This window comes from Rhizobium grahamii, assembly GCF_009498215.1.
Classification (GTDB): Bacteria; Pseudomonadota; Alphaproteobacteria; order Rhizobiales; family Rhizobiaceae; genus Rhizobium; species Rhizobium grahamii_A.
Genome location: NZ_CP043498.1, coordinates 113,480 through 136,444, shown reverse-complemented (window position 1 = coordinate 136,444; position 22,965 = coordinate 113,480). Strand labels below are relative to the sequence as shown.

General features: G+C 59.5%; 23 protein-coding genes and 1 pseudogene. All 24 read right to left on the bottom strand.

Annotated features, from left to right (window positions below):
- Positions 1-99: 99 nt before the first annotated feature.
- On the bottom strand, positions 100-1,827 hold the full coding sequence (locus FZ934_RS00720; RefSeq protein WP_153269490.1) for a succinoglycan biosynthesis protein: 1,728 nt from the start codon (positions 1,825-1,827) through the stop codon (positions 100-102).
- Positions 1,828-1,916: 89 nt separating this feature from the next.
- Complete coding sequence (locus FZ934_RS00715) at positions 1,917-2,720, bottom strand: WecB/TagA/CpsF family glycosyltransferase (RefSeq protein WP_153269489.1); 804 nt, start codon at positions 2,718-2,720, stop codon at positions 1,917-1,919.
- Positions 2,721-2,940: 220 nt separating this feature from the next.
- Positions 2,941-3,471 (bottom strand): hypothetical protein, encoded by a 531-nt coding sequence (locus tag FZ934_RS00710; protein WP_153269488.1) that lies wholly within the window; start codon positions 3,469-3,471, stop codon positions 2,941-2,943.
- Entirely contained in the window at positions 3,471-3,836 is a 366-nt protein-coding gene (locus tag FZ934_RS00705; RefSeq protein WP_153269487.1) for a hypothetical protein, read from the bottom strand. The genes FZ934_RS00710 and FZ934_RS00705 overlap by 1 nt, the downstream gene beginning before the upstream one ends.
- 17 nt (positions 3,837-3,853) lie before the next feature.
- A complete protein-coding gene (locus tag FZ934_RS00700; protein ID WP_153269486.1) occupies positions 3,854-4,420 on the bottom strand; it encodes a rod-binding protein in 567 nt (188 codons plus the stop codon).
- 32 nt (positions 4,421-4,452) lie between these two features.
- Positions 4,453-4,866 (bottom strand): hypothetical protein, encoded by a 414-nt coding sequence (locus tag FZ934_RS00695; protein ID WP_153269485.1) that lies wholly within the window; start codon positions 4,864-4,866, stop codon positions 4,453-4,455.
- A 4-nt stretch (positions 4,867-4,870) separates the two neighbouring features.
- Positions 4,871-5,623, bottom strand: a complete 753-nt coding sequence (fliR, locus tag FZ934_RS00690; protein ID WP_113364482.1) for a flagellar biosynthetic protein FliR — start codon at positions 5,621-5,623, stop codon at positions 4,871-4,873.
- Positions 5,620-7,707, bottom strand: a complete 2,088-nt coding sequence (flhA, locus tag FZ934_RS00685; RefSeq protein WP_153269484.1) for a flagellar biosynthesis protein FlhA — start codon at positions 7,705-7,707, stop codon at positions 5,620-5,622. Before flhA ends, fliR begins: the two co-directional genes overlap by 4 nt.
- Before the next feature lie 87 nt (positions 7,708-7,794).
- Positions 7,795-8,061 (bottom strand): flagellar biosynthesis protein FliQ, encoded by a 267-nt coding sequence (gene fliQ, locus FZ934_RS00680; RefSeq protein WP_153269483.1) that lies wholly within the window; start codon positions 8,059-8,061, stop codon positions 7,795-7,797.
- 69 nt (positions 8,062-8,130) lie between these two features.
- Positions 8,131-8,568, bottom strand: coding sequence for a flagellar hook assembly protein FlgD (gene flgD, locus FZ934_RS00675; protein WP_153269482.1), 438 nt, complete (start codon positions 8,566-8,568; stop codon positions 8,131-8,133).
- Complete coding sequence (flbT, locus tag FZ934_RS00670) at positions 8,559-9,008, bottom strand: flagellar biosynthesis repressor FlbT (RefSeq protein WP_153269481.1); 450 nt, start codon at positions 9,006-9,008, stop codon at positions 8,559-8,561. The genes flgD and flbT overlap by 10 nt, the downstream gene beginning before the upstream one ends.
- Entirely contained in the window at positions 9,005-9,352 is a 348-nt protein-coding gene (gene flaF, locus FZ934_RS00665; RefSeq protein ID WP_056824123.1) for a flagellar biosynthesis regulator FlaF, read from the bottom strand. The genes flbT and flaF overlap by 4 nt, the downstream gene beginning before the upstream one ends.
- Before the next feature lie 36 nt (positions 9,353-9,388).
- A complete protein-coding gene (locus FZ934_RS00660; protein ID WP_153269480.1) occupies positions 9,389-10,435 on the bottom strand; it encodes a flagellar hook-associated family protein in 1,047 nt (348 codons plus the stop codon).
- Between the two features lie 3 nt (positions 10,436-10,438).
- Positions 10,439-11,908 (bottom strand): flagellar hook-associated protein FlgK, encoded by a 1,470-nt coding sequence (gene flgK, locus FZ934_RS00655; protein ID WP_153269479.1) that lies wholly within the window; start codon positions 11,906-11,908, stop codon positions 10,439-10,441.
- An 18-nt stretch (positions 11,909-11,926) separates the two neighbouring features.
- Positions 11,927-13,210 carry a flagellar hook protein FlgE gene (locus tag FZ934_RS00650; protein WP_153269478.1) on the bottom strand — a complete coding sequence of 428 codons (1,284 nt, stop codon included), beginning with the start codon at positions 13,208-13,210 and terminating at the stop codon, positions 11,927-11,929.
- Positions 13,211-13,339: 129 nt separating this feature from the next.
- Positions 13,340-14,010: pseudogene (gene rem / locus FZ934_RS00645) on the bottom strand (transcriptional activator Rem).
- Between the two features lie 282 nt (positions 14,011-14,292).
- Positions 14,293-14,880 carry a transglycosylase SLT domain-containing protein gene (locus tag FZ934_RS00640; RefSeq protein ID WP_246737822.1) on the bottom strand — a complete coding sequence of 196 codons (588 nt, stop codon included), beginning with the start codon at positions 14,878-14,880 and terminating at the stop codon, positions 14,293-14,295.
- The gene (locus tag FZ934_RS00635; protein ID WP_153269477.1) at positions 14,801-16,201 is read right to left on the bottom strand and encodes a flagellar hook-length control protein FliK; all 1,401 of its coding nucleotides are present in this window, start codon (positions 16,199-16,201) and stop codon (positions 14,801-14,803) included. Before FZ934_RS00635 ends, FZ934_RS00640 begins: the two co-directional genes overlap by 80 nt.
- Before the next feature lies 1 nt (position 16,202).
- Complete coding sequence (gene motC / locus FZ934_RS00630; RefSeq protein WP_153269476.1) at positions 16,203-17,501, bottom strand: chemotaxis protein MotC; 1,299 nt, start codon at positions 17,499-17,501, stop codon at positions 16,203-16,205.
- Positions 17,502-17,504: 3 nt separating this feature from the next.
- Positions 17,505-18,776, bottom strand: a complete 1,272-nt coding sequence (locus FZ934_RS00625; protein WP_153269475.1) for a MotB family protein — start codon at positions 18,774-18,776, stop codon at positions 17,505-17,507.
- Entirely contained in the window at positions 18,773-19,408 is a 636-nt protein-coding gene (locus tag FZ934_RS00620; RefSeq protein WP_194273740.1) for a hypothetical protein, read from the bottom strand. Before FZ934_RS00620 ends, FZ934_RS00625 begins: the two co-directional genes overlap by 4 nt.
- 164 nt (positions 19,409-19,572) lie before the next feature.
- Positions 19,573-20,538 (bottom strand): flagellin, encoded by a 966-nt coding sequence (locus FZ934_RS00615; RefSeq protein WP_153269474.1) that lies wholly within the window; start codon positions 20,536-20,538, stop codon positions 19,573-19,575.
- A 289-nt stretch (positions 20,539-20,827) separates the two neighbouring features.
- Positions 20,828-21,736 carry a flagellin gene (locus tag FZ934_RS00610; RefSeq protein WP_153269473.1) on the bottom strand — a complete coding sequence of 303 codons (909 nt, stop codon included), beginning with the start codon at positions 21,734-21,736 and terminating at the stop codon, positions 20,828-20,830.
- A gap of 256 nt (positions 21,737-21,992) precedes the next feature.
- Entirely contained in the window at positions 21,993-22,883 is an 891-nt protein-coding gene (locus tag FZ934_RS00605; protein WP_153269472.1) for a flagellin, read from the bottom strand.
- Positions 22,884-22,965 lie beyond the last annotated feature (82 nt).

Genomic DNA, 22,965 nt, shown 5'->3' with positions numbered 1-22,965 from the left:
CTTCGCCATTCTAGCCAGCGGCGTTCGGCACGATTTGCCTGCGAACGCCGTATCCTGCCTGAAATAGGAAATGCAAGGACAATCGTGGCGCCGAAACGCTCAAGACCCCGCGGCGTATGATTGCAGCTTGCTGCGCATTGTGGCGATTTCCGAGCGGACGACATCGACCTCATTCCGCCGTGCCGTAACGACCGGCTCTGGAGCGGGTGCGACTGGATCGATCAAAGGTTCGGCGACGACAGGAATTTCGGCAAGCGTCGCGGCATCATGCTCCGCATCTACGGGCCGTCTGCGCCACATCAGCGCGAGCCCGAAGGCAAGTCCGGCCGACGCGCCGAGCAGCGTTGCCACCACGGAGATGCGCCCCTCATTGGTCGGGAAAACCTGTGGCACTCCTTGCATGACGATCTGGCTCGTGGTGGGAACGCCGGCGGTCAGGATTCCGTCCTCGAAGCGTGCGCGAGCCGCGCCAGCCTTGTCACGCAGCTCGGTCAACTTGGCGAGATCGACCCCGGTGTCCTTGCTTTGCGCAATCAGCGCGTTGCGCTGGTCGCTCATCCGCTTTCTCGCGACGACGGCAGCCTTGGCATCGTCGGCGGAATCGCGAGCCAGCCTGCCGAGCTCTTCGCTGATGGCGTCGCGCAGACCATCGACTTCGCCCTGCTGCGCAACCAAGCGCGGATGCCGGGGTCCGAGATTTGCCGATAGCTGGGCCAGCGTCGACTTCGCGGTCGCGTAGCGGGTGCGCCGGTCCTCCAGAGCAGGTGAGCCGATGTCGGCGGAAATCGCGCCCGTCAGGACATCGCCGAGCTTTGCCGTCCGGAGGCGGTCCGACCGCTCCTTGGCGGTTACGATGCGCTGCTCTGCTGCCTTCAGATCGGCGTCGAGCTGCACGATCTGCTGCTGCAGATCGCCGGCGACCTTTACGTTGCCCTCTCCGCTCTTTGTCGTGAAGGCCGCGAGTTCGGCCTGTGCTGCATCGTTCGCCTTCTTCAGCGCCTGGTCACCAGCCATTCCGGCCGTTGCCGGAATAGAAATGATCGAGCCCAGGTAGTTTGCGACCCGGGCCGACTTGCCGGCACTGCCCGTCGTGACGGTAAAGTCCACCGTGCCGATCGCCTTGTCGGTGAAAACCTGCATGGCCGAGGCAAGGGTGGCCTCTGCCCGCGAGACCTGGTCGGATGCCGTTCCGTTGGCGGAGAGAAGATCGACAGCGATATGCAACGCATCCGGTTGGGTGCCGGCGAATTCGGGATCGTGGTCGAGTTTCAACGCGCCGACGACGGCGGCGATCGTCTTCGGAGAGGTCAGCGCGCTCTGCGCTGCGGCAACGTTTTCCGGACCACCCTTTACGGTGAGGATGCCCCGGGCGACATATTCCTCAGGGTCGGCAGGCACCATCGTGCCGGCTGCAGCGCCGAGAAAGCAAAGTGCGCCGACGACGGCAAACGGCCAGATGGAGCGCCTTGGAGGTTCTTTGCGAACGGCAACCGGTCTGACGTCGTTCGCAGCCAATGGCATGACCGGCGGCCTCAGCGCCAGCGGCTCGCTAACCACGACTTCCGGCAGCGCCTGCTCGTCATTGGCCGCTTCTATGCGCTTGCCGAGAATTGTTTCGATCCGATTGAGAAGCGGCAGGGAGGCAATTTCCGCCTGCTGCTCGGCCCGCTGCGCCTGCAGCGTGCGTTCGATCAGGCGCAGGAGTTCGGCTTCCGGTGGCGCGGTCGTTCCGTGCGTGGGCCCCGCAGCGGCTTCGCCAAACGGGCGGCCTGCTTGCGCGGGCGTACGGGCGGAAATGTTCGGGCGTCTCGAATAGGTGTCGCGCATCGCCAGATCTCATGCGTGGAACGTTCGATCCCCATCAGGCGAGATGGTTAATCGACCTTAAACATTCCTGGCAAAGAAATGGTTAATGCTCAGCGCGCACGTTCGTTCTGGATGGCCTTCAGCCCGGCGTGCCGGCGAAAACGGTATCGCACGACGTGATAGAGAAACACCGGAATGCCGATCACATAGCGCCGCCACAGACGGGAAGGCTCCTGCAGGAGCCTGTAGGCCCATTCCATGCGCATGGCGCGCACGATCTTCGGCGCACGCGGCACGCGGCCGGACACGAAATCGAACAATGCGCCGACGGTCATCACCAGGCGCGCATGATCGGTACGGATGTGGTGATGCGCCCATTTTTCCTGCAGCGGCGTGCCCATGCCGATAATGAGGATATCGAGCTTCAGCCGCTCGACCTCGCGGATGACCTCGGACGGATCATCCTTGTCGAAGAAGCCATCGGAAACGACGACGAGTTCGTGCCAGGGGGCGTGCCTGCGGAAATTGACGGCAGCTCTCTCGACAACGTCGCGCTGGCCGCCGATCAGGCCGATGCGGCGCGGCTGCTCCATGAAGGTGAGGAGTGCCGGCACGAAATCGGTGCCGTTGAGGTTGGCCGGGAACGGTGTTCCGTGCGCCACCTTCGACGCGATATTGAGACCGATACCATCCGGCAGGACCAGATTGCGAGCCAGGATGGAGCGATACTCCTCATCGCGCAGCGTCATCAGCATGTTGTGCGCGTTGACGAAGGAGATCGAGGTCTGCCCGACCGGCATCGACAGGAGCTCATTGATGAAGACGAGCGCGTCTTCCCAGCCGAGATCGCAGACGGGAACATCGAAAATGACGCGACGCGATGATAACACCGCAAAATTCGCGATGAGATTCATGCCTGCTTCCTGGCGATAGTGCTTCATTCGTCGAGCATCCCGGGGACAAGAGACAAGTGCCTGGGATGCCAACGCGAGCCCATCAGGGAAGTTTATAGCAGGCGCGTTTCAAGCAACCTTTAGAAAAACCCTTTGAATTCTCTGACAGAAATCAGGAAATCATTAACCAAAACGGGATGACCCAAGCAAAAACGGCGCCCGAAGGCGCCGTTGAATGCTGCTATTCCGTTGCCGGGTCCTTCACGGGCTCCGGAGGGACGACATTGACAGGCTTCACCGTCTTCTTCTGCTGCCCCGACGCATTGGCCGCGACATCGGCCTTGGAGAGGTAATCGAGCTGCTCGAGCATGACCTGGGCGATGTATTCACCGCCGAGATGCTCGTTCATGTCCTTCTTGATCATCTCGCGGAAGGCCTGCGGATCGAACGACTTCATGTTGCCGACATCGACCATCTTGTTGCCGACGAGCAGGGTGAAGAGCTCATCCGTGGTCATCTCGGTCAACGGCAACGAAGCGCCCTTGACCATCTCCTTGTTCATCATGAACGACACTTTTCCCAGGAAGTATCCTGCGACAACGCCGTCCTTGACGATCGGTACCGTGATCGACTCGCCCTTCACAAGTTCCAATTGCGCCTGCTTGGAGGTCTCAGGCGTGGCTGCCGGCGCCGTCGCCATGTGCACCGAGAAATAGACCGATGCCAGCGTGATCGCGCAGACCCAAATGCCTGTGAGAACGAGTTTGATCATCAGTTGTCACGCGATGCGAATTGCTCTTGAGAATAAGTGCCGTCAGCGTCGGCATCCTGAACGGCGTTCTTCAGAAGATCGGCAACCGTACGCACGGCTTCCAGGTGCGCTTCGACGCGACGAGCGTTCAGAGCGAGTTTGTTCTTCAGACCATGGAGCTGATCGAGATGCGAAGCGGCGAGCTCCTTGGGATCGGTATCCCGGAACAGCATCGACAGTTCGTACAGGCAACGACTCTTGTGCGCGTTCGACACCTTGAGATCGAACTGCGGATCGTTGCCGATGCGCGTGTTCTCATTGTCGATGATCATTTCAAGGCGTCCAAGAACCGATTTGATCCGGTATTCGTTCGAGATTATTTCCATTTTTGTCCTCGATTGTCTCAGGCGTCGTTGCTGGTTTTGTTATCGGCGGTGGTGGTGCCGAATGTCTTGCGCTGGAATTCGTCGACCATGCTCATCGCAACCTTGCGGTCGTCCTGATCGGTCGAGGCGTTGACCACTTTGCCTTCCTGCTTGCGCAAGGCGTCGTGATAAAGCTGCTTGGCGACACCGATGCCGTCGCCCTGCGAAATGACGTTGCCGAGCTGCTCGGCCATCATGCCTTTCCAGATGTCACCGGTGGCACCCTTGCCGTAGACCTCTTCGCTCTCGCTCGGCAGCATGTTCTTGATGAAGTTCTGCAGCACCATCGATTCGAACTTGCGATAGGTATCCGGAATCTTCTCCGAGGAGGTGGCGCGATTCTTCGTATCGCTCAGCCCAGTCTTGCTGGTCGCGCGATCGAGAATGTCGACAGCGGAGGTGAAGCCATTGCCTGCTTCCGCAAGGCTGTTTGCCGCGAAAGCCGCTTGATTTGCCTTCAGTTTTTCCTGGGCCGCCTGGACTTCGAGCGGGTCAGCCGCCTTGACGACATCCAGGACCAGATCACTCGGAGGTGAAATAGCCAAGTCACAATCCTCTTGATTTAAGATCGTGACGATTATGATTTTTGAAGCTTGCTGGAGGCTGGCGTACCGAATTTTTGATCGATGATATCATAGACTGCGTTGTCGTCGGCTTCCCGGCGTTCGGCATCGAGGGCTTCCTTCATACCCTCCTCCAAGCGGTCGCCCTTGGCGCGCTCCTGCCGGGCGCGCATCTCGTGGACCTCCTGCATGCCGGTCAACTGCTTGTCCTTGATGCCGAGCCGGTTGAATCGGTCGGCATAACCCTGGGAAAAAGCACTGTGCACGGGGTCGAGCGATCCTAGCGCCTGGATGACGACATCCATCTGCTCGTTGACTTCGGCACGCTGACGGCTCGTTTCCGCGAGGTCGTGTTCGGCCATCTGCTCAAGATGGCGCTGGACCGCCACGAGACGCTTCAGCTTCTGTGAGCGGGTTTGTTCGGCCATCCCCTCACCTTCCGATAAAGACCGTGGCGAACGACTGCCCGAACTGGCTGATCAGCGCCGCGACCGAGAAATAGAACAGGAAAAGGCCACCAAGCAGCAGATAGGGCGTCGAGATGAAGTAGACCGGGATCTGCGGCGCCAACTTGTTGATGAAGCCGATCGCAATGTTGAAGAGCAGTCCGTAGATCACGAACGGGCTTGCCAGGCGCAGCATGATATAGGTCGTGTTGGACAGCGTATCGGTGAACGAAATCAACGTGCTGCGCATCTGCATCATGCCGCCGAAGGGCATCGACGTGTAGGAATCGATAAGCGCCCGGAAAACGATGTGGTGGAAGTCCATCATGAAGAGAATCATCATGCCGGCAAAGGTGACGAAGCCGGACAAGGCGCTTTCCGACGTATCTTCGAACACATCCTGCGCGCTCGGCTGGGAATAGCCGATCATCATCGCAAGGATGCTCGCGGCGAACTGAAGGCCAAGCGTGTAGAGACGCGCCAGCATTCCATACATCGCGCCGATCAGTGATTCGCTGAAAATGAAACCGATATAGGTGGCACTTGATGTGTGGACGGCCGGATAGACCGTGTCCCAGAGAACGGGCAACACCGAAAGGGAAAGCGCCCCTGCCATGAAAACCCGTAGAACCTGCGGCACGCGGGCCGACGAAAAGCCAGGCATTACAAGCACGCAGCCACCGATCCTGCAGAAAATCAGGAACAGCGCAAGGACGGTCCCTTGCGGGTCAGTTATCATGAAATCGAGCCCAAAATCTTTATCTCGATGCCCTTGGCAAGTTCGACATGTGAGAGAACCGGCAGCGTTGCGAACAGCCGCTCGACGATCATGCGAACATAGGACCGTGTTTCAGGCGAGGTGACAAGGGCGAAAGGCAGACCGCGATCCATGAATTCACGGATAACTTCGGTGGCCTGCTCGCTGAACTCTTCAAGCAGCCGCGGATCGATGTCGAATTCGACGACTTCGCCCTTGTTGTCGCGCTTGAGAGCCTGATGGAAAGCGAGGTCCCACTTGCTGCCGAGTCTGAGAACGCGCAGCACGCCATTGTCAGCCAGATCACCACACAACTGCTGCGCCATGCGAACGCGAACGTGCTCCACGATCTGCTCGGTCTTGCGCACATGCGGCGCCAGTTCGGCGACGGCTTCGAGGATGAGATGCAGATTGCGGATGGAAACACGCTCGGCAAGAAGCAGTTTTAGGACCGCCTGCAGACCCGAATAGGACATGTGCGAAGAGCAGATCTCGTCCGCGAGCTTCTTGTATTCCGGGTCCAGGCGATCGATCAGGACCTTCACGTCCTTGTACGACAGCAGCGCCGGCAGGTTGTTGCGGATGACTTCGCTCATGTGCGTCAGAACGACCGAGACGTTGTCGATCGGCTGGAAGCCTTCGCGCTTCAGATCTTCCGAGAATGCTTCGAGGATCGAGACCGCCGGCATGCCGAACGCGGGTTCGCGGATCTCGTCGCCCGGGATGCTCGGGCGGCGGCCGGAACCCGTCACGACGAGAACTTCGCCGACGCGCAGCATGTTGGAAGCGATCGTCGTGCCGTGGACACGGATCTGATAGGACTTTTCCGGAATGGCGATGTCGTCGGTGACCTTGATCTCCGGCACGACGAAGCCGTACTGCGTCGCGAACTTCTTGCGCATCTTGCCGACACGGAAGGCCAGTTCCTGGTGCGCGCCGAGGAGTCGCGTCGAAACCATCTTGCCAAGCGCAAGCTCGATTTCCGAGGTGCGCAGGACCGACTTGACCGAGTCCTTCTCGAGTTCCTTGTTCTGGACGACCTTCTTTTCCTCCTGCTCGCGACGCGCCTTGTTCTCGGCTTCAACCTGGCGCGGGATGAACCAGCTGCCGAATGCAAGCAGGCCGCCAAGGAACATGAAGGGAATGAAGGGCAGACCCGGCATCAGGGCGAGAATGACCATGAGCACGGCAGAGACCGAAAGCGCGCGCGGGTATCCGCTCAGCTGATCGACGACGGCCTTGTCGGTCGAGCCGACGTTGCCGCCGCGCGAAACGAGAAGGCCCGCTGCCAGCGAAACGATAAGGGCCGGCATCTGCGATACGAGACCGTCACCGACGGAAAGCTTGACGAATACGTCGGCGGCCTGGCCGATCGGCATGCCATGGCGGAAATAGCCGATGATGATGCCGCCGAAAACGTTGATTGCGGTGATCATCAGGCCGGCGATCGCATCACCGCGCACGAACTTGGACGCACCGTCCATCGCACCGAAGAAGGAGCTTTCTTCCTCGAGCTCCCGACGGCGACGCTGGGCTTCCTTCTCGTCGATGATGCCGGCCGAAAGGTCGGCGTCGATCGACATCTGTTTGCCGGGGATCGCGTCCAGGGTGAAACGCGCGCCGACTTCCGCGATACGCGTCGCACCCTTGGTGATAACGATGAAGTTGATGGTGATCAGGATGAGGAAGACGATCAGACCGATGACGAAGTCGCCGGACATGACCAGGTTCGCAAAGCCGGCGATGACGCCGCCGGCGGCGTTATGACCCTCGTTGCCGTGAGACAGGATGACGCGCGTCGTCGCAATGTTCAGCGACAGTCGCGTCATCGTGGCGATCAGCAGAATAGTAGGGAAGGACGAGAATTCGAGCGGCCTCTGGATCCACAGCGCCACCATCAGGATCAGCACCGAGAATGCGATCGAGAATGCCAGTCCCAAATCGATCAGGAACGGCGGGATCGGCAGGAACAGCACGCAGATGATGACGATGATGCCCATCGCAAAGCCGACATCGCGCAGACTGGGGCCGGACTTCGGAAGGGGGAGTGCAGGTGGTTGCGCCATGTCGATTCCGTCTCTTCATGAGAGGAGTGGGCATGATGCCCACCATTCGGATCGACTGTTAAATGGCGAAGCTTGCGCGAGGGTGGCTCAGAAGCCAGACTGAATGCGCGAGAATACCAGATTGGTAAAGATAGAAATCTGCGATCCGACGAACGGCGCGGAGATACCGATGGTCACGAGAACCGCGACGATCTTCGGCACGAATGTAAGGGTTGCTTCCTGCACCTGTGTCAGCGCCTGGAAGAGCGCAATGACCAAGCCGACCACCATGGCAGCGGCAACGGCCGGTCCTGCCGAAACGAGGACGGTCCAGATCGCCGCCTGGAACATATCGAGTGCATCAGCTTCATTCATCAGGCAACCTCATATCGCCTTTCGGTCCGCCCCATCAGGGTCGGACCGTTGTGTTCAGTGGTTTACAACTCAACCAGACGTCGATGTGTCTGCCGGTGCGGAATCAGACAGAGTGATTCCCGCCTGTACGAGGATATTATCCCCATTCGTCGTCGTCGCAATGATGCCGTCGGAATAAACCTTGACCGAAGCAACCGTGCCCTTGACGGTGCCGTCGGCGCTGGTCATGTACTTGCCGATGTAGCTGCTGCCCTGCGTGAGGCTCGAGCTTGCCAGCAGGCTGTCCAGCTTGGTGTTCGTCTGGATGGTCTGCTCAACCTGCGAGAAGCTGGCAAGCTGCGACATTTGCTCGCTGGCATCGACCGGATCCGTCGGATCCTGGTTCTTCATCTGCGCGATCAGCAGCTGAAGGAAGTTGTCGTAGTTCAGCGTTGCGGACTGCTGCGCGCTCGACGTGCTCGATGAGGACGAGGTGCTGGACGTGCTGGAAACACCACTTACCGCCATGGTGCAATCTCCTTACGAATCTGCTCGACCATCGTCGGCGGCATTTCGTGATTGTTGAGGATGTTGTCTTCGATCGCGTACAGGCCGCGGATAGCCTTGAGAGCATCGAATGCACGTCCTGTCGACACGAGACCGTCGATACGCTTCAGCTCGGCCAGAACTTCCTCGTTGCGGAAGCAGGTCAGAAGCATGGTGATCGACTTGCGGAACATCGCGGTGGACTGTTCCTTGCCTTCCGGATTGATGAGGATCATCTGCGCAATGAAGTAAAGCTGGCGCAGAGGCGTCGTCGCATCTTCCGGCTGGAGAACGTGGTTTTCGAGAAGGAACGTGACATCATTCAGGAATTCAAGCGCGACCTTCCGGTCGACGCGCAAAACCGCACCATTGATGAAGATCTTTTCCCCGGCTTTAAGCGATATGCGAAGTGTACTTTTCATTTAAGTCCATCCCTGATGATGGTGGTAACGTCAATGATGCCTTGGTAATTCGTCGATAGGCGCCGCCTGATCCGATCGCATTCCTTCAAAATCCAGATAGCGATCGAAATCAGATTTGCCCGCAGCTGTATTTCCAACTGGTTGTCCGGATGCTTGAGGTCCTCGATGAAACTTACCCAAACACGCCGGGTGTAGAACAATGCATCGATGGCCTCACGGCTGTACTTCTCTTTGTCCCTCGCAATCGAGAGCAGTTCGATCGACCGATCGAGGACTTGACGCTCCCGCTCCTTCGCGTCGGCCACCGAGTCCTGCATGACCTCGGCATAAGAGAACTGATACATTCATGCATCCTTCTTTGTATTTCTAACCTTTGATCATCAAAGGTAATTCACGAGGCTCAACTGCTGAATTTTCGATACGATCGTGTAAGCGGTTTCGAGCTGAGTCTGGAGCGTATTGACGAGGGTCGAGGCTTCAGAGGTATCGACCCCCTGAAGATCGACAAGCTTGTTTTGAATAATGCTCGACTGAGCATCTAGCGCGTCATTTGCTTTTTCAACGCGCTCTTGTGACAGACCGAGCTGGCTGGCCTGCGTAACGATGCCCGTCGTCGCCTGGGCGGCGTAACCGATCGCCTTGGAGGTCACCGTGCCCAGCGCGTCAGCACTGATGCCCTGACCCGCCAAGGCCGAAACCGTGATCGACGCCAGCGCAAAGTAGCGCATGCCTTCGGAGTTCGAATTCGTCGATGAGGTCACGACTTCGGAACTGCCGATGCGGCTGGTCATGTTCTGGCTGGAAGCGCTCGACCAACCGGTCGTCGGATCAGTCCAGTTTGCCTCAGAGAACATCGGCTCGACGGTGCCGGTGATGAAGGTTTCCATCTCCGAACCGGTGAGATCGCTAACCGACTTGCCGAGTCCGGTCGCGTAGGTGCCAAGTGCCGCGGTGATGTTGGCAGTTACCGTCGCCGACTGGTCCTTCAACGGCTGCACATCGGTATTGATGCCGGAGAACAGATACTCGCCGTTCAGCATGGTGTTGCCGGTGTCCATGAGCTGCGACAGTGCGTCGCCTGCGGACTGTATGGCCACCGTGATGCTGGTCTTGTCCTGGCTGCCCTGCAGCGCGGTAAGCTTTGAAACCAGCGCGTCGCCCGTCGTCTTCATTTTATCGAGGCCGAGCTGCGAGGCTTCTAGCCGCGCGGAAACGACGGAGTTGCTGCCCTTGAGAGCTTTGATACGGCTGATTTCGGCCGTGAAGTTCACGCTCTTGGCGGCACCGGAACCCAGCGACGCTCCGATATCGGCATAAACGCCGGTGGTTGCCTCGAGCGATGCCTTGACCAGCTGCTTCTGCGATTGATTGATCGTCAATCGCATGGCGTTCTGGATGGCTGAACTGGAGATAAATGAACTCTTCATGGCTTAACTCGCTATGTCCAGCAATGATTTCAACATCTCGTCGACCGCATTGAGAATCTTCGTGGCCGCCTTGTAGGACTGTTCGATATCGAGCAGCAGCGTCAGTTCTTCGTCGAGATTGACGCCAGTCTCGTTTGAGTAGGCTTCCGTGGAGCGCGAGAGCGCTGCGGAGGTATTTTCGGACGCCGTGGTGGCGTCGCTGCGATACTGTTCAAGCCAGCCCAGCGAATTCTGCGCATAGCTGAGAATGTTGACGTTCGACGACAGCCCCGCATCCGACGAGAAGGTCTGCGCGGTGTTCATCTTCGTGAAAAGCGCGTCGAGATTGTCCGAAAAGCCGCTGCTGTTGGTCGTGTTCAGGTTCGTCAATCCGCTGATCGAACCGTCGCGCAGCTTCATCGGGTCGCCGCCCTGGTTCGTGATGACCGCGGTATTGACCGAAATCGTCGCCGAAATCCCGGCGATCACGTCAGGTGTGGTCGGAACGTCACCGTCGGCACCAGCAGAGGTCTTCCATACGAAGAGGCCAGGAGCGGTTGTTGCCGGCGTGCCGCCGTCGCTTTCCGAGAACATGGAAACGAGCGACTTGGCAATTTCGTCGAGCTGCGACTGGAATTTCGGTGCGATGTCGTCGCGAACCTGCAGAAGCGACTGAAGGCTTCCCTGCGATGACGTCGTCGATCCCGTTCCACTCGCCAGCAGGACGCCGTCGATGTAGACGCCATTGCCCTTGGTCTGCGCGGTATAGGTATCCTGCGCGACGAAGGTCACGGTGCGCGGGATCGTGTCGAAGACCACAGTGCCGTCGGTGGTGTACAGCGCCATATCGCCGTTGGAGCGGTCGACCGCGTTCACGCCGACGATGGACGAAATCTGTTTCAGGATCTTGTCGCGCTCATCGAGCGCGTCGTTGGCGTCTCCGCCTGTCGACGTCGCGCTCTTGACCGCATCATTTGCCGTCTTGAACTGCGCGAGAAGCGTATTCAGGGTCGAAACCTGCGTCCCGATCTCCTTGTCCGCGCCCTGGCGCACGGCTTGGACGGACGTCGATGCGTTGTTCAGCGAATTCGCGACGTCCTGAGCGGCGGTTATGGCGCTCTGCGCAGCAATCGTGCTGCTGGGAGAGGTACGGAACGCCTGGAGCTTTTCCTGGAACGTCTTGAGATAGGTCGCAGGCGACGTCTCGTAGTCGTTGCCGCCCATGATCGACTTCAGATCGGTCAGGCCGGACAGCAGAGTTTGCTGTCCGCTGTCCTGCGCGCTGGCCTTCAGCCATTGCCGCATCAGCGCGTCTTCCTGCGCGCGGCTGATCTTTACGACCTGCGCTCCATTCAGAGACGTCGTGATCATCGCCTGACGGCGCACGTAGTCGCTGTTGCTGGAGTTCGAGATATTGTTCGATACCACACTGCTCTGAGTGCCGGTATTGTTGAATATGCTCTGTGCCGTATTCAGTGCCGAAGTGAGCGACATGGCTACCCGTACCTTACATTATCTCTTGAGGTTGACGAGCACGTCCATGATGTCGGAGCCCGTCTGGAAGACCTTGGAATTGGCGGTGTAGCTGCGCTGTGATTCGATCATCTCGGTCAGCTCGCCGGCGAGGTCGACGTTCGAGCTTTCCAAGGCGCCCGACTGGATCGCGCCGAAGCCGTTGGTCTGCGGGAAGCCCGTGACCGTAACGCCCGACTGACCATTGGCGCTGTAGACGTTGCCGCTCATCAGCGTCAGATTGTCCGGGCTGGCGACAGTCGCGAGCGGAACGCGGTAAACCGGCTTGGACGTGCCATCCGAATACTTGGCGTAAACCGTGCCGTCCTTGTCGATCGTGACGCTCTTGACCGGGCTGGCTGCTTGGCCGTTCGGCGTACCCTTGCCGGAGAATTCGGACGCGAGCTGCGTAAAGCCGCTCACATCCATATCGATCGAACCGCCCGTGACGGTATCGGTGATCGTCAGCGAGCCGGCTGAGGTCATCTGGCCGTTCAGGTCGAAGTCCAGCGTGGCAGAGCCGACGGCTGCAGACGAGTAAGGGAATGAAGAAGTGCTGCCGGTGGCGGCGTCTGCATGTCTGTAAACGGCGACTTCCCAGCTTCCCGACGTCGTTGCCGTCGCGCCGGCGGTCTTGGTGAAGTAGAAGTCGTACTGAACAGTGTTGCCGAGCTTGTCGTAGCCGACCATCGACATCTGCTTGGTGTCGCTCGTGACCGAAGCCGAGTTGTCGAGCGGCGTGTCGGTCGTTGCCGTGTCCACAAGCTTGGCGTTCGAATTCAGGTTGCCCGAGAAAGTGCCGGTCGTCGATTCGATCGCGGTCAGGCCGGACTGGGCCACGTTGATCGGAACGAGGCCGGAGAAGCCGTTGACGACGACGGCGGGTGCGCCAGCATCGTAGGAGTAGCCCATCAACGTGAAGCCGGCGGAGTTAACCAGGTTGCCCTGATCGTCGGTCGTGAAATCACCAGCGCGGGTCAGTACCGGCGTGCCGTCTGCGCTCTGCACGATGAAGAAACCATCACCGGAGATCGCCAGATTGTAGCCCGAGGTCGTGTAGGAAATGTCGCCCTGTTCGGAAACGGACTGGCGAACCGAGGTCTGAACGCCGCCGGAGTTGTAGTTGCCGGCCGTGGAAGGGAGCACCAGCGAAGAGAAGGCGGTAGAGACGGCCTTGTAGCCCGTCGTATTAGCGTTCGCGATATTGTCCGCGACGGTGCTCAGGCGGTTTGCCTGTGCGTTCATGCCGGACACTGCCGTCTTCATGCTGCCGAAAATGCTCATCTGAAAACCTCGATTCCCTTGGTAGGCTTAAGAGTATTTGCCGGGCCTTGCGTGAAGCTGTCTGGCAATCGGCAGCTTCTGAAATAAGGGCGAAAAATTTGCCGCACGTCAGCCCGGGCCTTTAAAAAATCAATTCCAATCAATGCAGTAGCCAAGGAAGCGCTTGGAATCGACCGGGTCGACACCGAGCTTCTTGCGCAGCTTTTTACGGAGCTTCGAAATGTGGCTTTCAACGACGTTCTCTTCGACTTCCTCGTCGAAGATTCCGTAGATGGCGTTGAAGATCTGGGTCTTCGTGACGCGGCGACCGCGGTTGGCGATCAAATATTCCAGGATGCGGCGCTCGCGGCGCGGCAGTGCGAAAACCTCGCCATGGATCTCGGGATCGCGACCGTCGGAGAAGACGCGGATCGCGCCGATATCCGTGTGGCTGGAGATCGCCTTGAGGCGACGGCGAATGGCCGCTGCGCGAGCAAGGATCTCGCGGGATGTACGGGCTTGCGCACCACGTCGTCAACGCCGCAATCAAAAAGCGCGAGCGTGTTTTCAAGCGACGGCTGGTCGCTCACCGCAATAACCGGAGCCTGCGTGCGATCGCGTATTGCACGCGGCAGCTCGAACGTCTGCTGACCCTGTCCGATCAAAAAGGCTTCGACGGCCGCGATATCCGAGTCCGCAGCCGTTTGAACCCATTCCCCGAACTCTCTCGGGTCAAATCCTGTAGAGGGAATTCCTTCCCTTCCGAAAAGTGATGTGTAGCCATCCTTCACGAGCTCACGCTCATCAACCACTACGATCATTCGTCCGCCTCCGAATCACTTGTGGCACCTCGATGACCTATGGGTACGAATCGCGGGATTCCGGGACAAGGTGTAGGAACTCACAGGCGGGAATTAATAATTGATTAAGAATTGGGTCCCGATTTGATCTACATGTAGTGGGTGCGAAAAGTTATTCACACAAATCTTTCGTGGAAAAGTTAACAGCTGGTTAAAAGTGACTTGCCTTGCCACATTGTGGCGAATTCTCGCCACATTATGTCACATTTCCGATTTGTTCTATTTTCGCTATTTCTGATTGAGTCATGCCTTACAGAAATTGCTCGCATTCGGAGTCCATTTTCCGTAGCCGGTCGCGACCAGATTTGCGATCACGCGGCAGACATATTGCTTCTGCGCGGGGTCGTTGTTCGGCCCGGCGTGATAGCGGGCAACCGCCATGGTCCAGGTCTCGTGCCGATCGTGGAGATTACGCAGGAATTTGGCCGCGTACTCCACGTTCCGGCGCGGGTCGAACATCTCCTCGGTCGAGTGGAAATTCTCACCGTGGTAGTACTGGTTGATCTGCATGCAGCCGACGTCGATCAGCTTCGCTCCCGATCTGCGGGCAACGGCGAACTGCTGCAGTGCCGCGTTTTCGGACGGCGGAAAGAACGCCTTTCCCTCGATGTTGAGGGCATACGGATAGAGCGATCCCTTGCGGCCGGTTTCCGTCAGCCCCACGGAATAGAGTATCCCTTCAGGGATGCCGTACTTGAGGGCTGCCGACTGGATCTCCTGCTCGCAGGCGCCGTCGCTGGCTAGTGCGCTGCTAGAGGTAGACACCGCCAGTGCTGCTGCCGCCAGCGGCGCCAGAAGAAGCGCCTTCAACGCCGCTTTCACCTGCATCATTGAAGCCTCCGGTATTGCGCTGGGCCTGTTGGTTCTGCCGCTCCTGCGCCTCGCCACCCTGGCCCTGGGCGAAGGCCTGCTGCTGCGATCCGCCATTCTGTGTGTTCGCCTGGCCGGCATCCGATGTCGGCGTTGGCGCCATGCTGATGGTCACGCTGTCGACGGCGTAGCCCTGTGCGCGCAGTGCCTCCAGCATCTTGCCATGATCTTCCTTGAGCTGCCGGTAGGCAGCTCCAGTCGATACCTTCAGATCGACGTTCAGCGCGTCGCCCTGGAGGCGTAGCGTGGCCGTTACCAGACCGAGATCGATCGGGTTCATCTGGATCTTCAGCGTATTGACGACCTTGCCGGTGCTGCTCAACTCGGCCGCGTTCGAAAGCGACGAGCTTGCCTGCATCGCATGCGCCCATTCTGAATCGCCGGAGATGGCCGCCGTCACCGCTGCAGAATTGGTGTTCTGCGCGAGGCCTATAAAGCGCCGGGAATCGAGAACCGTCACAGTGTCGACAGACGCTTTTCCGTTGGCTTCAGCGGCATCGGTGTCGATGCCGAGATGCATATCCATCGACGCACCGCGATTATCCGCCCGCGTCAACCGGAAGGTCTGCTGAGTGGTGTCCGTTGCATCCGTCGGCAACTCGACTTCATCGGTGCTGGTCGTTTTCGCCGTCAGGGCACCGATGTCAGCAATGGCATCATCCTTTGCGCGCTCACCGGTCACCTTTTCCTTCGGATCGATGGTAGATCCACCGGCGGCCTTCTGACCTGCCAGCACGGAGGCGTCGGCGAGAATCGATGTCGCGCTGTTGGATTGGGTCTGCTTCAGCAGGCTCAGCACGTCGGAAGCTGCACTGTCATCGTCGGCAGCATCCTTGCTTTCAGATTTTGCCGGTTTGCCGCTGGCTTTCGTCTCGTGCTCATCACCAAGCTTCAGATCGGCTTCGGCATCCTTGTCGCTCGCGGCGCGCTTGCCCGTTTTTCCGTCAGCCTTGCCCGTCTTCGGGGTGTCCTTGTCGACGACGATGGCCTTCATCGTTTCTGGCTGTACCTCGGCCTGGGCGGCAAGCGACGCGTCGTCGAGATCGATGACCGGTCGCGTCGTGGGGCGATGGTTCGCATTCACGGCTGCGGTGTCGTTCGGATTCTGTGCATTTGCAGTCTGGCCGCTGGCCGCACCGCTATCCTGGCGGTTCGCGCCGCCGGCCTTGTTCAAGACGTCGGAGAAACCGCTGTTTCCGTCTGCGGCGCCCTTGCCGGTCGGACGACCGGATGTGACGGCGTCCGCGCCAGAAGCCCCTGCAGAAACACTGATGTCCACCATGTCAGTTGCTTTCTTTGTTCAAAAGGCCATCGATCTCATCGAGCTTCGATCGACTTGACGTGACAAATGAGCTGAATGAAGGGTCGGCATCCTGTGGCCCCTCTGCGGTCGTCCCGCCTGCCGATGCCTTTTCTCCGACAACAGGCTCGGGCGCCGCCTCGGAGGGCGCCTGCGGATCGGTCGCGGCCTGTTCAGAAGTCATTTCTTGCCCGCTAGATTTAGGGGCCGTGGCTTGTGTCAGGCTTGCCGGGTCCGGCGGAGTAAGTACCTGTTCGGCCACAGCTCTTGCCGCCGCTCTCAATGCCTTGTCGCGCGGCGACAGGTCGGTGTCGGGGATCGTGCTGATGTCCTTGGCCGCGATGTCGATCTTGTCGGTCGGGATAGCCGCCATGCCACCATAGAAGTCCGCCAAGGCGCCGAAGGCGTTGCTGGCGTTACCAGCCAGCGACTGTGCTTTGCCCGCCGCCATCCGCGCCAGCTCGCCCTTGCCCGAAATGGCCGCGGCGCGCGCGATGCGCAGATAGACTTCGCGCTGCCGCGCCTCGTCCATGAAGGAAAGAATGTCGATGACGTCGTTCGGCTTTACCTGATGATCGTGCTCGACCAGCAGCCTCACGAAGAGATCGGCGAACTGGCTCGCATAAGGCGAATGCAGGAAACGGCGCACATAGCGCTGGGAATAGTCCAGCCCCTTGTCGACCATTCCCGCATCGACGCAGATGGCGACGGAGCGCCGCAGTGCGGCTTCCTCGACGATCGTGCCGGGCGCATTGAGACGCGCCTCATCGTAGAGTTTGAGCGCTTCGCCCGGGCTCTTCGCAATCGTCACGTTGCCGCCGACCAGCGCGAGATAGGGCCCGATCTTCTTGTCTTTGTATTCGTTGGCCGTCTCGACCAGCGTCTTGGCGACCAGCAACCCCTTGCCGCTCAGATATTTGCGCAGCACGTCCGTGACACGATTGTCGAAGTAGCCGTTGACGTCACGGGCAACCAGGAATTCCAATGTCTGCGGATTGCCGCCGCTCATCGCGTAGACCAGCGCCGCATCGACATTCCGATCATCATCGAACACGGACTGATCGACAGACCTCAGGCGCTTGTCGATGGTGTTCAGCATGAAGCGCTGCATCTCCGCCGCCGAATGATCGCCGAGCACGACCGAATCCTGCACGAACTGCAGCGAGCGGAGCATCTTGTAGGGGACGATATCTTCCTGCTCTTCCGCGACGGCCGCGACCGGCCCCGCGGTTGCGAGGCCGATGAGAAGGGGCAGAAGATACCGGCGTTGCCGACGACCCATCGATTACCCCTGATCCGCCTGGACGAGAATTTCGATGCGCCGGTTGGTGGCGTTGAACGGGTCGGCCGCATCCTTGAGCTTGCGATCGGCAAAGCCGGAGACCTGCGAAACCCGCTTCTCTTCGACGCCCCCGCGCACCAGCATGTAATAGGCCGCCTGGGCGCGATCCATCGAAAGGCGCCAGTTCTCGTTCTCACCCTTGTACTGCCGGCCATCCGTATGGCCGCGGATCACGACCGCGCCGGGCTTGCCCTTGAGCACCTCGCCGATCTTCTCCATTGCCAGCACCATTTCCTTGCGCGGCACGGCCGAGCCCACGTTGAACATGGAATCTTCGCTCTGATCCGACAGGCTTACGAGCAGACCGCCCTCGGCCGGCGTCACCGTCAGGCCTTCCGCGAGCTTCCCGGCAACGCCGCCGATCTGCTTGGCGATCTCGGCCTGCAGATCCTTCGCCTGCTGCTGTTCCTCGACGGCCTTCTGCTCTTCGGTCATCTGCTCGTTTTCGATGCCGTCCTTGTCGAGCTTCTTCGCGGCCGCCTCATTGGGCTTCGTCTCGGATTTCTCGGCCTGTTCCTTTTCGGCCGCCGTCTCGCTTTCCGGCTTCTGCACTTCAGCCTTCGCAACCTCGGTCGCGGCTTCAGCCGGATCAGCCGGCGTATCGCTTGCGGCCAGCTGCGCCTTGTCGGCGTGCGTTACTTCAACCTGCTTCGTCCAGAAATCGGGATCGAAGGGATCGCGATAGGCTTCGCCGCCATCGGCACCGGTGGCCGGTCCCGAATCCGCTGCACCGCCCTCGCCCTTGGCGCTGACGTTTGCCTGCTGACCGACTTCCTGCGCGATCTCGGCGAGAACGGAATAGGGGTTTTCGAAGAAGTCGGCTTCCGAGTAGTTGGTCTGGTCACCGGAGGTCGAGGTCTGATCTTCGCCGGTCGCCGCTGCGGCGCCATTGTTCGGCTGATCTTCCTTTTCCTTCGATTTATCCTGCTTCTCTTCGCCGTCTGCCTGATCGACCGGCTTCTTCAGCCCCTTCTCGGTCGGCTTCTCATCCGCGAGCTTGATCGGGTTGAAATAGGTCGCGACGGAGGCCTTCGTCTCCTCGTTTGCAGCGTTGACAAGCCACATGACGAGGAAGAACGCCATCAACGCGGTCATGAAGTCGGCATAGGCAATTTTCCACGCACCGCCATGCGCGCCGTCGTGATCACCACCACCATGCCGCTTGATGATGATGACCTCGTTCTTGCCGTGGTGATGGTTTTCGCTGTCACTCATTCCAGAACTTTCTTCAAGCTCGCGGCCCAGGCCGACATGCGGGTCATCAGGACCGCATCGCCGAATTCGGCAGTCAAATCGATATCCGTCGTCTCAACATGGCGGACAACGCCGGCATGCTCTCCGAGCGCTGTGCGCAGCGTCTCGAAAAGCGCGGTCGGTCCCTTCACCACCACAGCACCAGCTTCACCGGCTCCGATCGCCGTGCGCAGTTCGGCTGCGAGCTCGACTGCGGCGCGATGCGACAGTGCCTCGGTCATCACCGGCGCCAAAGCCTTCGTGACGGCCGCACTGACGAGATCGGCAAGCTCGTTCGAAATGGTCAGCATGCCTGATGCGACGAGGCTCGCCACCTCATTCTCGTAGTGGCTTCGAAGCTCTTCGATCTCGCGCTGATGCACTTCGGCGACGGTCTGTGCTTCGAGCTCGTATTTCTCGGCGAGCGCCGCGGTCGCCTCTGCGTAACCGTGATCGTATGCTTCACGCCGCAGAGATTCGGGATCCAGCGTCGGCTCGGCCTCCACATCCACCTGGCTGGTAAAGTCCTCGGCGAAATCGAAGGTGTCGACGGTCGGCGCCACCACGACGGGCTCGCCGAAGTCCTTTAGGTAACGAGAAAGCAGAGCACTCACCGAAACCACCTCGTCTCTGCAGAAACCTGCGACATGCCGCGCCCTACTCTGGATCCGCCACTGCACCGACGCCGATCGCGCCTGTGCCATTCTGGTTCGACCCTAGGAAGCCAAACTTGTGCGAAGATGAAGGGGGCGGTCAGCGTGGTCCGCGACCGACCACCCTACTGCAGCAGAATCATCACCTTGCTTGCCGCGGTATTCAGAATCGAGATCGCCTGAACACCCATCTGCTGCTGTGTCTCCAGCGCCTTCTGGCGGGTCGAGGCCTCGTCCATGTCGGTATCGACAAGAGCGCCGACGCCTTTGTCGATCAGGTCTGAAAGATTGGCCGTGTAATCAACGCGGTCGCTGATTCGAGCGCTCATCGTTCCGAGGCCGGCCGCCGTCGTCGTCAGGGACGACAGCATGGAATCGACCACTGAAAGCATGTCCGAGATCTGGTCGTTCGTGGTGTTCGCGTCGAGCTTGATCTCGCTACCGCTCGCGCCAGTGGTCGAGCCGGCGTCCAGCAGGTAGTAGTCTCTCGCCGTCGAGCTGCCGTCCGGGTTCAGCGTATTGGCGTCGATCGACTTCGTTAGGAGACCGCGGCTGGCGTCCTGCGTGTCGATCATTACCGCCTGATCCGACGGGTAGCTGATGAGCTGCGGCTGAAACGCGCCGTTGGTACCTCGCGTGAAGCCGCCGATAACGCTTCGCGACGTCGGCATGCTCGCATCCCGGTTCAGCAACCAGTTCTCGCCGGCGATGTTGCTCGTCGTCACCGTCGTCTTCATCTGGTTCTTCAGCTCGGTCAGCGTCGTGTTGAGCTTTTCCTTGTCGACGCCGGCTTCCTTCGCGCTGACGAGGGTCGCGCGGATATCGCCGAGCTGGTCGATCAGACTGTCCATTGCAGTGTAGGCGGTATCGACCTTCGAGGCGCCCACGCCGAGAGCATCATGGATGTTCTGGAGAGAGCTGCTGTCAGACCGCAAGACGCTAGCGAACGACCAGTAGGTGGCATCATCGGCGGCCGTTTCCACCCGGTAGCCCGATGAAACCTGCTGTTGTGTCTCAGCAGCTTCCTTGTTGATGATGCGCAGTGCGGCCAGCGCATTTACCTGCGCGCTACTCGTGATCTTGTAGGTCATAATCTGGCTCTAAAATAGGGAACGGGACAAGGCCGGAGACCGGCAGCGACTGACCTGGCGTCATGCCCCGGCCAGCTTTCCTGTGCCGGTTTGTCGCTTAGACAAATCAATTATTAAGCGAGGTTAACCAAGCCACGCGACCAACGCAAGACCTCGGAAATCGCCCGCGCAAGCCTCGCGCAATCTTGAATATCGCTTCAAAAACAAAGGGAAAGCCGCACCATAAGATGCGGCTTTCCGGACCGGCGCAAGCGAGCGCCCGGTAACGCTATAGAGGAGCTTAGCCGCCTCAGCCCTTGAACAGGGTGAGGACGTTCTGCGCGCTGCTGTTGGCGATCGAGAGCGACTGGATGGCCAGCTGCTGCTGCGTCTGGAGCGCTGTCAGCTTGCTCGATTCTTCTTCCATGTCGGCATCGACGAGACGGCCGACGCCCGAGTCGATGGAGTCGCTGAGGTTCGAAACAAAGCTTTCCTGCAGGTCGATGCGGGTCGAGATCGACCCCAGCTGCGAGGCCGCCTTCGTCATCGCCTTGATGCCGGATTCGACTGTCGTCAGGGCGCTGTTGATGGCGTCGGTGCTGAAGGTGCTGATGTTCATGCCGTAGATCGAACCGACCGTGCCGGTTGCGGTTCCGAGAATGCCGCTTGCCGTGTCGATGCCGCCCGAACCGTCGCCGCCGAAGAGAACGTTGCCCATCGAGGTGTCGTCGAGCACGTATTCGGTGGTCTGTACGGAGACCTGGCCGTTGGCATCGCGGATGAAGGACGAGACGACGCTCTTCGTGGTGTTGCCGGCTACCCAGTTTTCACCGGAGAAGGAAGCCGACTGGGCTACGCTAAGGAGCTGCTGCTGCAACTGAGAGATTTCGTCCTGGATCTTCGTCTTGTCGACGCCCTTTTCGGTCGCGGCAACGATCTTGGCCTTGATCTCGCTGACGATGTCGATCGCGCTGTCCATGGCCGAATAGGCCGTGTCGACCTTGGCGGCGCCGAGGCCGAGCGCGTCGGAGACGGCCGACAGCGCCTTGTTGTCGGAACGCATGGTGGTTGCGATAGACCAATAGGCCGCATTGTCCTTGGCCTCGGCGACACGGTAACCGGACGAAACGCGGTTCTGTGTGTCTTCGAGGTTGGAGTTGATGCTGCGCAGCGTCTGGAGGGCAGACATTGCGGCGACATTGGTCAAAATGCTGGTCATGAAAAAGCGCCCCTCAATGGCAAGAATAAAAAGGGACATTCCGGTCCGCGCCGGGAACGGTGGATCAGCTTCATGCCTGCTAACCGCTTCTTAAGCTTGGTTAACATACCGTTTCGTTGGCTGTAGAAAACATAACTATAGTTAACGAGTGGTTAACGGGCATAAAAAAAGCCACGCTCGGGGAGCGTGGCTTGTCTTGGAAGCCGCCGGAAACCGGCGACCAATCTCTCGATAAATCGCTGATAAGCTTCGCTTATTAGCCGCGGAACAGCTGCAGGATGTTCTGCGAAGAAGAGTTCGCGATCGACAGCGACTGGATCGCCAGCGACTGCTGGGTCTGAAGCGCGGTCAGCTTGGAGGATTCTTCTTCCATATCGGCGTCGACCAGGCGGCCGATACCGGAGTCGATCGAGTCGCTCAGCGAGGAAACGAAGTCCGTCTGGATGTCGACGCGGGTCTGCAGCGAACCGAGCTGCGAGCCGAGGGTCGTCATGTTCTTCAGAGCGGTTTCAACGTCCGTCAGCAGGTTGTCGATGTCGCCCTGCGTCGTGTTCGCACCGATCGTGAAGCCGTAGATCGACTTGCTGGAAGCCGTGCCGGTCGCGCCGAGGATACCGCCGGCCGTGGAGCCGTTGAACAGGGTGTTCGTTGCGCCGAGCGAGTAGTCGGTCGTCTTGATCGAGACGGTGCCGTTGGTGCCACGGACGAAGGAGGAAACGACGCTGACGGTGCCGCCTGCGTTGTTGACCCAGTTTTCGCCGTTGAACGAAGCAGACTGGGCAACGCTGTAGAGCTGTGCCTGGAGCTGCGTGATTTCGTCCTGAAGCTTGGTCTTGTCGACGCCCTTTTCGCTGGCTGCGACGAGCTTGGCCTTGATTTCGCCGACGAGGTCGATCGAGCTGTCAACAGCCGTGTAAGCGGTGTCGAGCTTTGCAGCACCCATGCCGAGGGCGTCGGAAACAGCCGAAAGGGCCTTGTTGTCCGACTTCATGGTCGTTGCGATCGACCAGTAAGCAGCGTTGTCCGACGCCTTGCCGACGCGCAGGCCAGACGAAACGGCGCTCTGCGTGTCCGACAGGCTGCTGTTGACGCTACGCAGCGTCTGGAGAGCCGCCATTGCAGAAGTGTTGGTCAGAATGCTGGTCATTTAAAGTGCCCCTTTTGGCAGAATGTATACGAAGGGACATTCCGGATTCAGTACCGGGAGCGACGGTCAGCATCATGCCTGT

What these genes read in the sequence shown, in the direction of transcription:
- FZ934_RS00720 (WP_153269490.1), bottom strand. Translation starts at nt 1,827, where the DNA reads ATGCGCGACACCTATTCGAGACGCCCGAACATTTCCGCCCGTACGCCC.
- FZ934_RS00715 (WP_153269489.1), bottom strand. Translation starts at nt 2,720, where the DNA reads ATGAATCTCATCGCGAATTTTGCGGTGTTATCATCGCGTCGCGTCATT.
- FZ934_RS00710 (WP_153269488.1), bottom strand. Translation starts at nt 3,471, where the DNA reads ATGATCAAACTCGTTCTCACAGGCATTTGGGTCTGCGCGATCACGCTG.
- FZ934_RS00705 (WP_153269487.1), bottom strand. Translation starts at nt 3,836, where the DNA reads ATGGAAATAATCTCGAACGAATACCGGATCAAATCGGTTCTTGGACGC.
- FZ934_RS00695 (WP_153269485.1), bottom strand. Translation starts at nt 4,866, where the DNA reads ATGGCCGAACAAACCCGCTCACAGAAGCTGAAGCGTCTCGTGGCGGTC.
- fliR (WP_113364482.1), bottom strand. Translation starts at nt 5,623, where the DNA reads ATGATAACTGACCCGCAAGGGACCGTCCTTGCGCTGTTCCTGATTTTC.
- flhA (WP_153269484.1), bottom strand. Translation starts at nt 7,707, where the DNA reads ATGGCGCAACCACCTGCACTCCCCCTTCCGAAGTCCGGCCCCAGTCTG.
- fliQ (WP_153269483.1), bottom strand. Translation starts at nt 8,061, where the DNA reads ATGAATGAAGCTGATGCACTCGATATGTTCCAGGCGGCGATCTGGACC.
- flgD (WP_153269482.1), bottom strand. Translation starts at nt 8,568, where the DNA reads ATGGCGGTAAGTGGTGTTTCCAGCACGTCCAGCACCTCGTCCTCATCG.
- flbT (WP_153269481.1), bottom strand. Translation starts at nt 9,008, where the DNA reads ATGAAAAGTACACTTCGCATATCGCTTAAAGCCGGGGAAAAGATCTTC.
- flaF (WP_056824123.1), bottom strand. Translation starts at nt 9,352, where the DNA reads ATGTATCAGTTCTCTTATGCCGAGGTCATGCAGGACTCGGTGGCCGAC.
- FZ934_RS00660 (WP_153269480.1), bottom strand. Translation starts at nt 10,435, where the DNA reads ATGAAGAGTTCATTTATCTCCAGTTCAGCCATCCAGAACGCCATGCGA.
- flgK (WP_153269479.1), bottom strand. Translation starts at nt 11,908, where the DNA reads ATGTCGCTCACTTCGGCACTGAATACGGCACAGAGCATATTCAACAAT.
- FZ934_RS00650 (WP_153269478.1), bottom strand. Translation starts at nt 13,210, where the DNA reads ATGAGCATTTTCGGCAGCATGAAGACGGCAGTGTCCGGCATGAACGCA.
- FZ934_RS00640 (WP_246737822.1), bottom strand. Translation starts at nt 14,880, where the DNA reads ATGATGCAGGTGAAAGCGGCGTTGAAGGCGCTTCTTCTGGCGCCGCTG.
- FZ934_RS00635 (WP_153269477.1), bottom strand. Translation starts at nt 16,201, where the DNA reads ATGGTGGACATCAGTGTTTCTGCAGGGGCTTCTGGCGCGGACGCCGTC.
- motC (WP_153269476.1), bottom strand. Translation starts at nt 17,501, where the DNA reads ATGGGTCGTCGGCAACGCCGGTATCTTCTGCCCCTTCTCATCGGCCTC.
- FZ934_RS00625 (WP_153269475.1), bottom strand. Translation starts at nt 18,776, where the DNA reads ATGAGTGACAGCGAAAACCATCACCACGGCAAGAACGAGGTCATCATC.
- FZ934_RS00615 (WP_153269474.1), bottom strand. Translation starts at nt 20,538, where the DNA reads ATGACCTACAAGATCACGAGTAGCGCGCAGGTAAATGCGCTGGCCGCA.
- FZ934_RS00610 (WP_153269473.1), bottom strand. Translation starts at nt 21,736, where the DNA reads ATGACCAGCATTTTGACCAATGTCGCCGCAATGTCTGCCCTCCAGACG.
- FZ934_RS00605 (WP_153269472.1), bottom strand. Translation starts at nt 22,883, where the DNA reads ATGACCAGCATTCTGACCAACACTTCTGCAATGGCGGCTCTCCAGACG.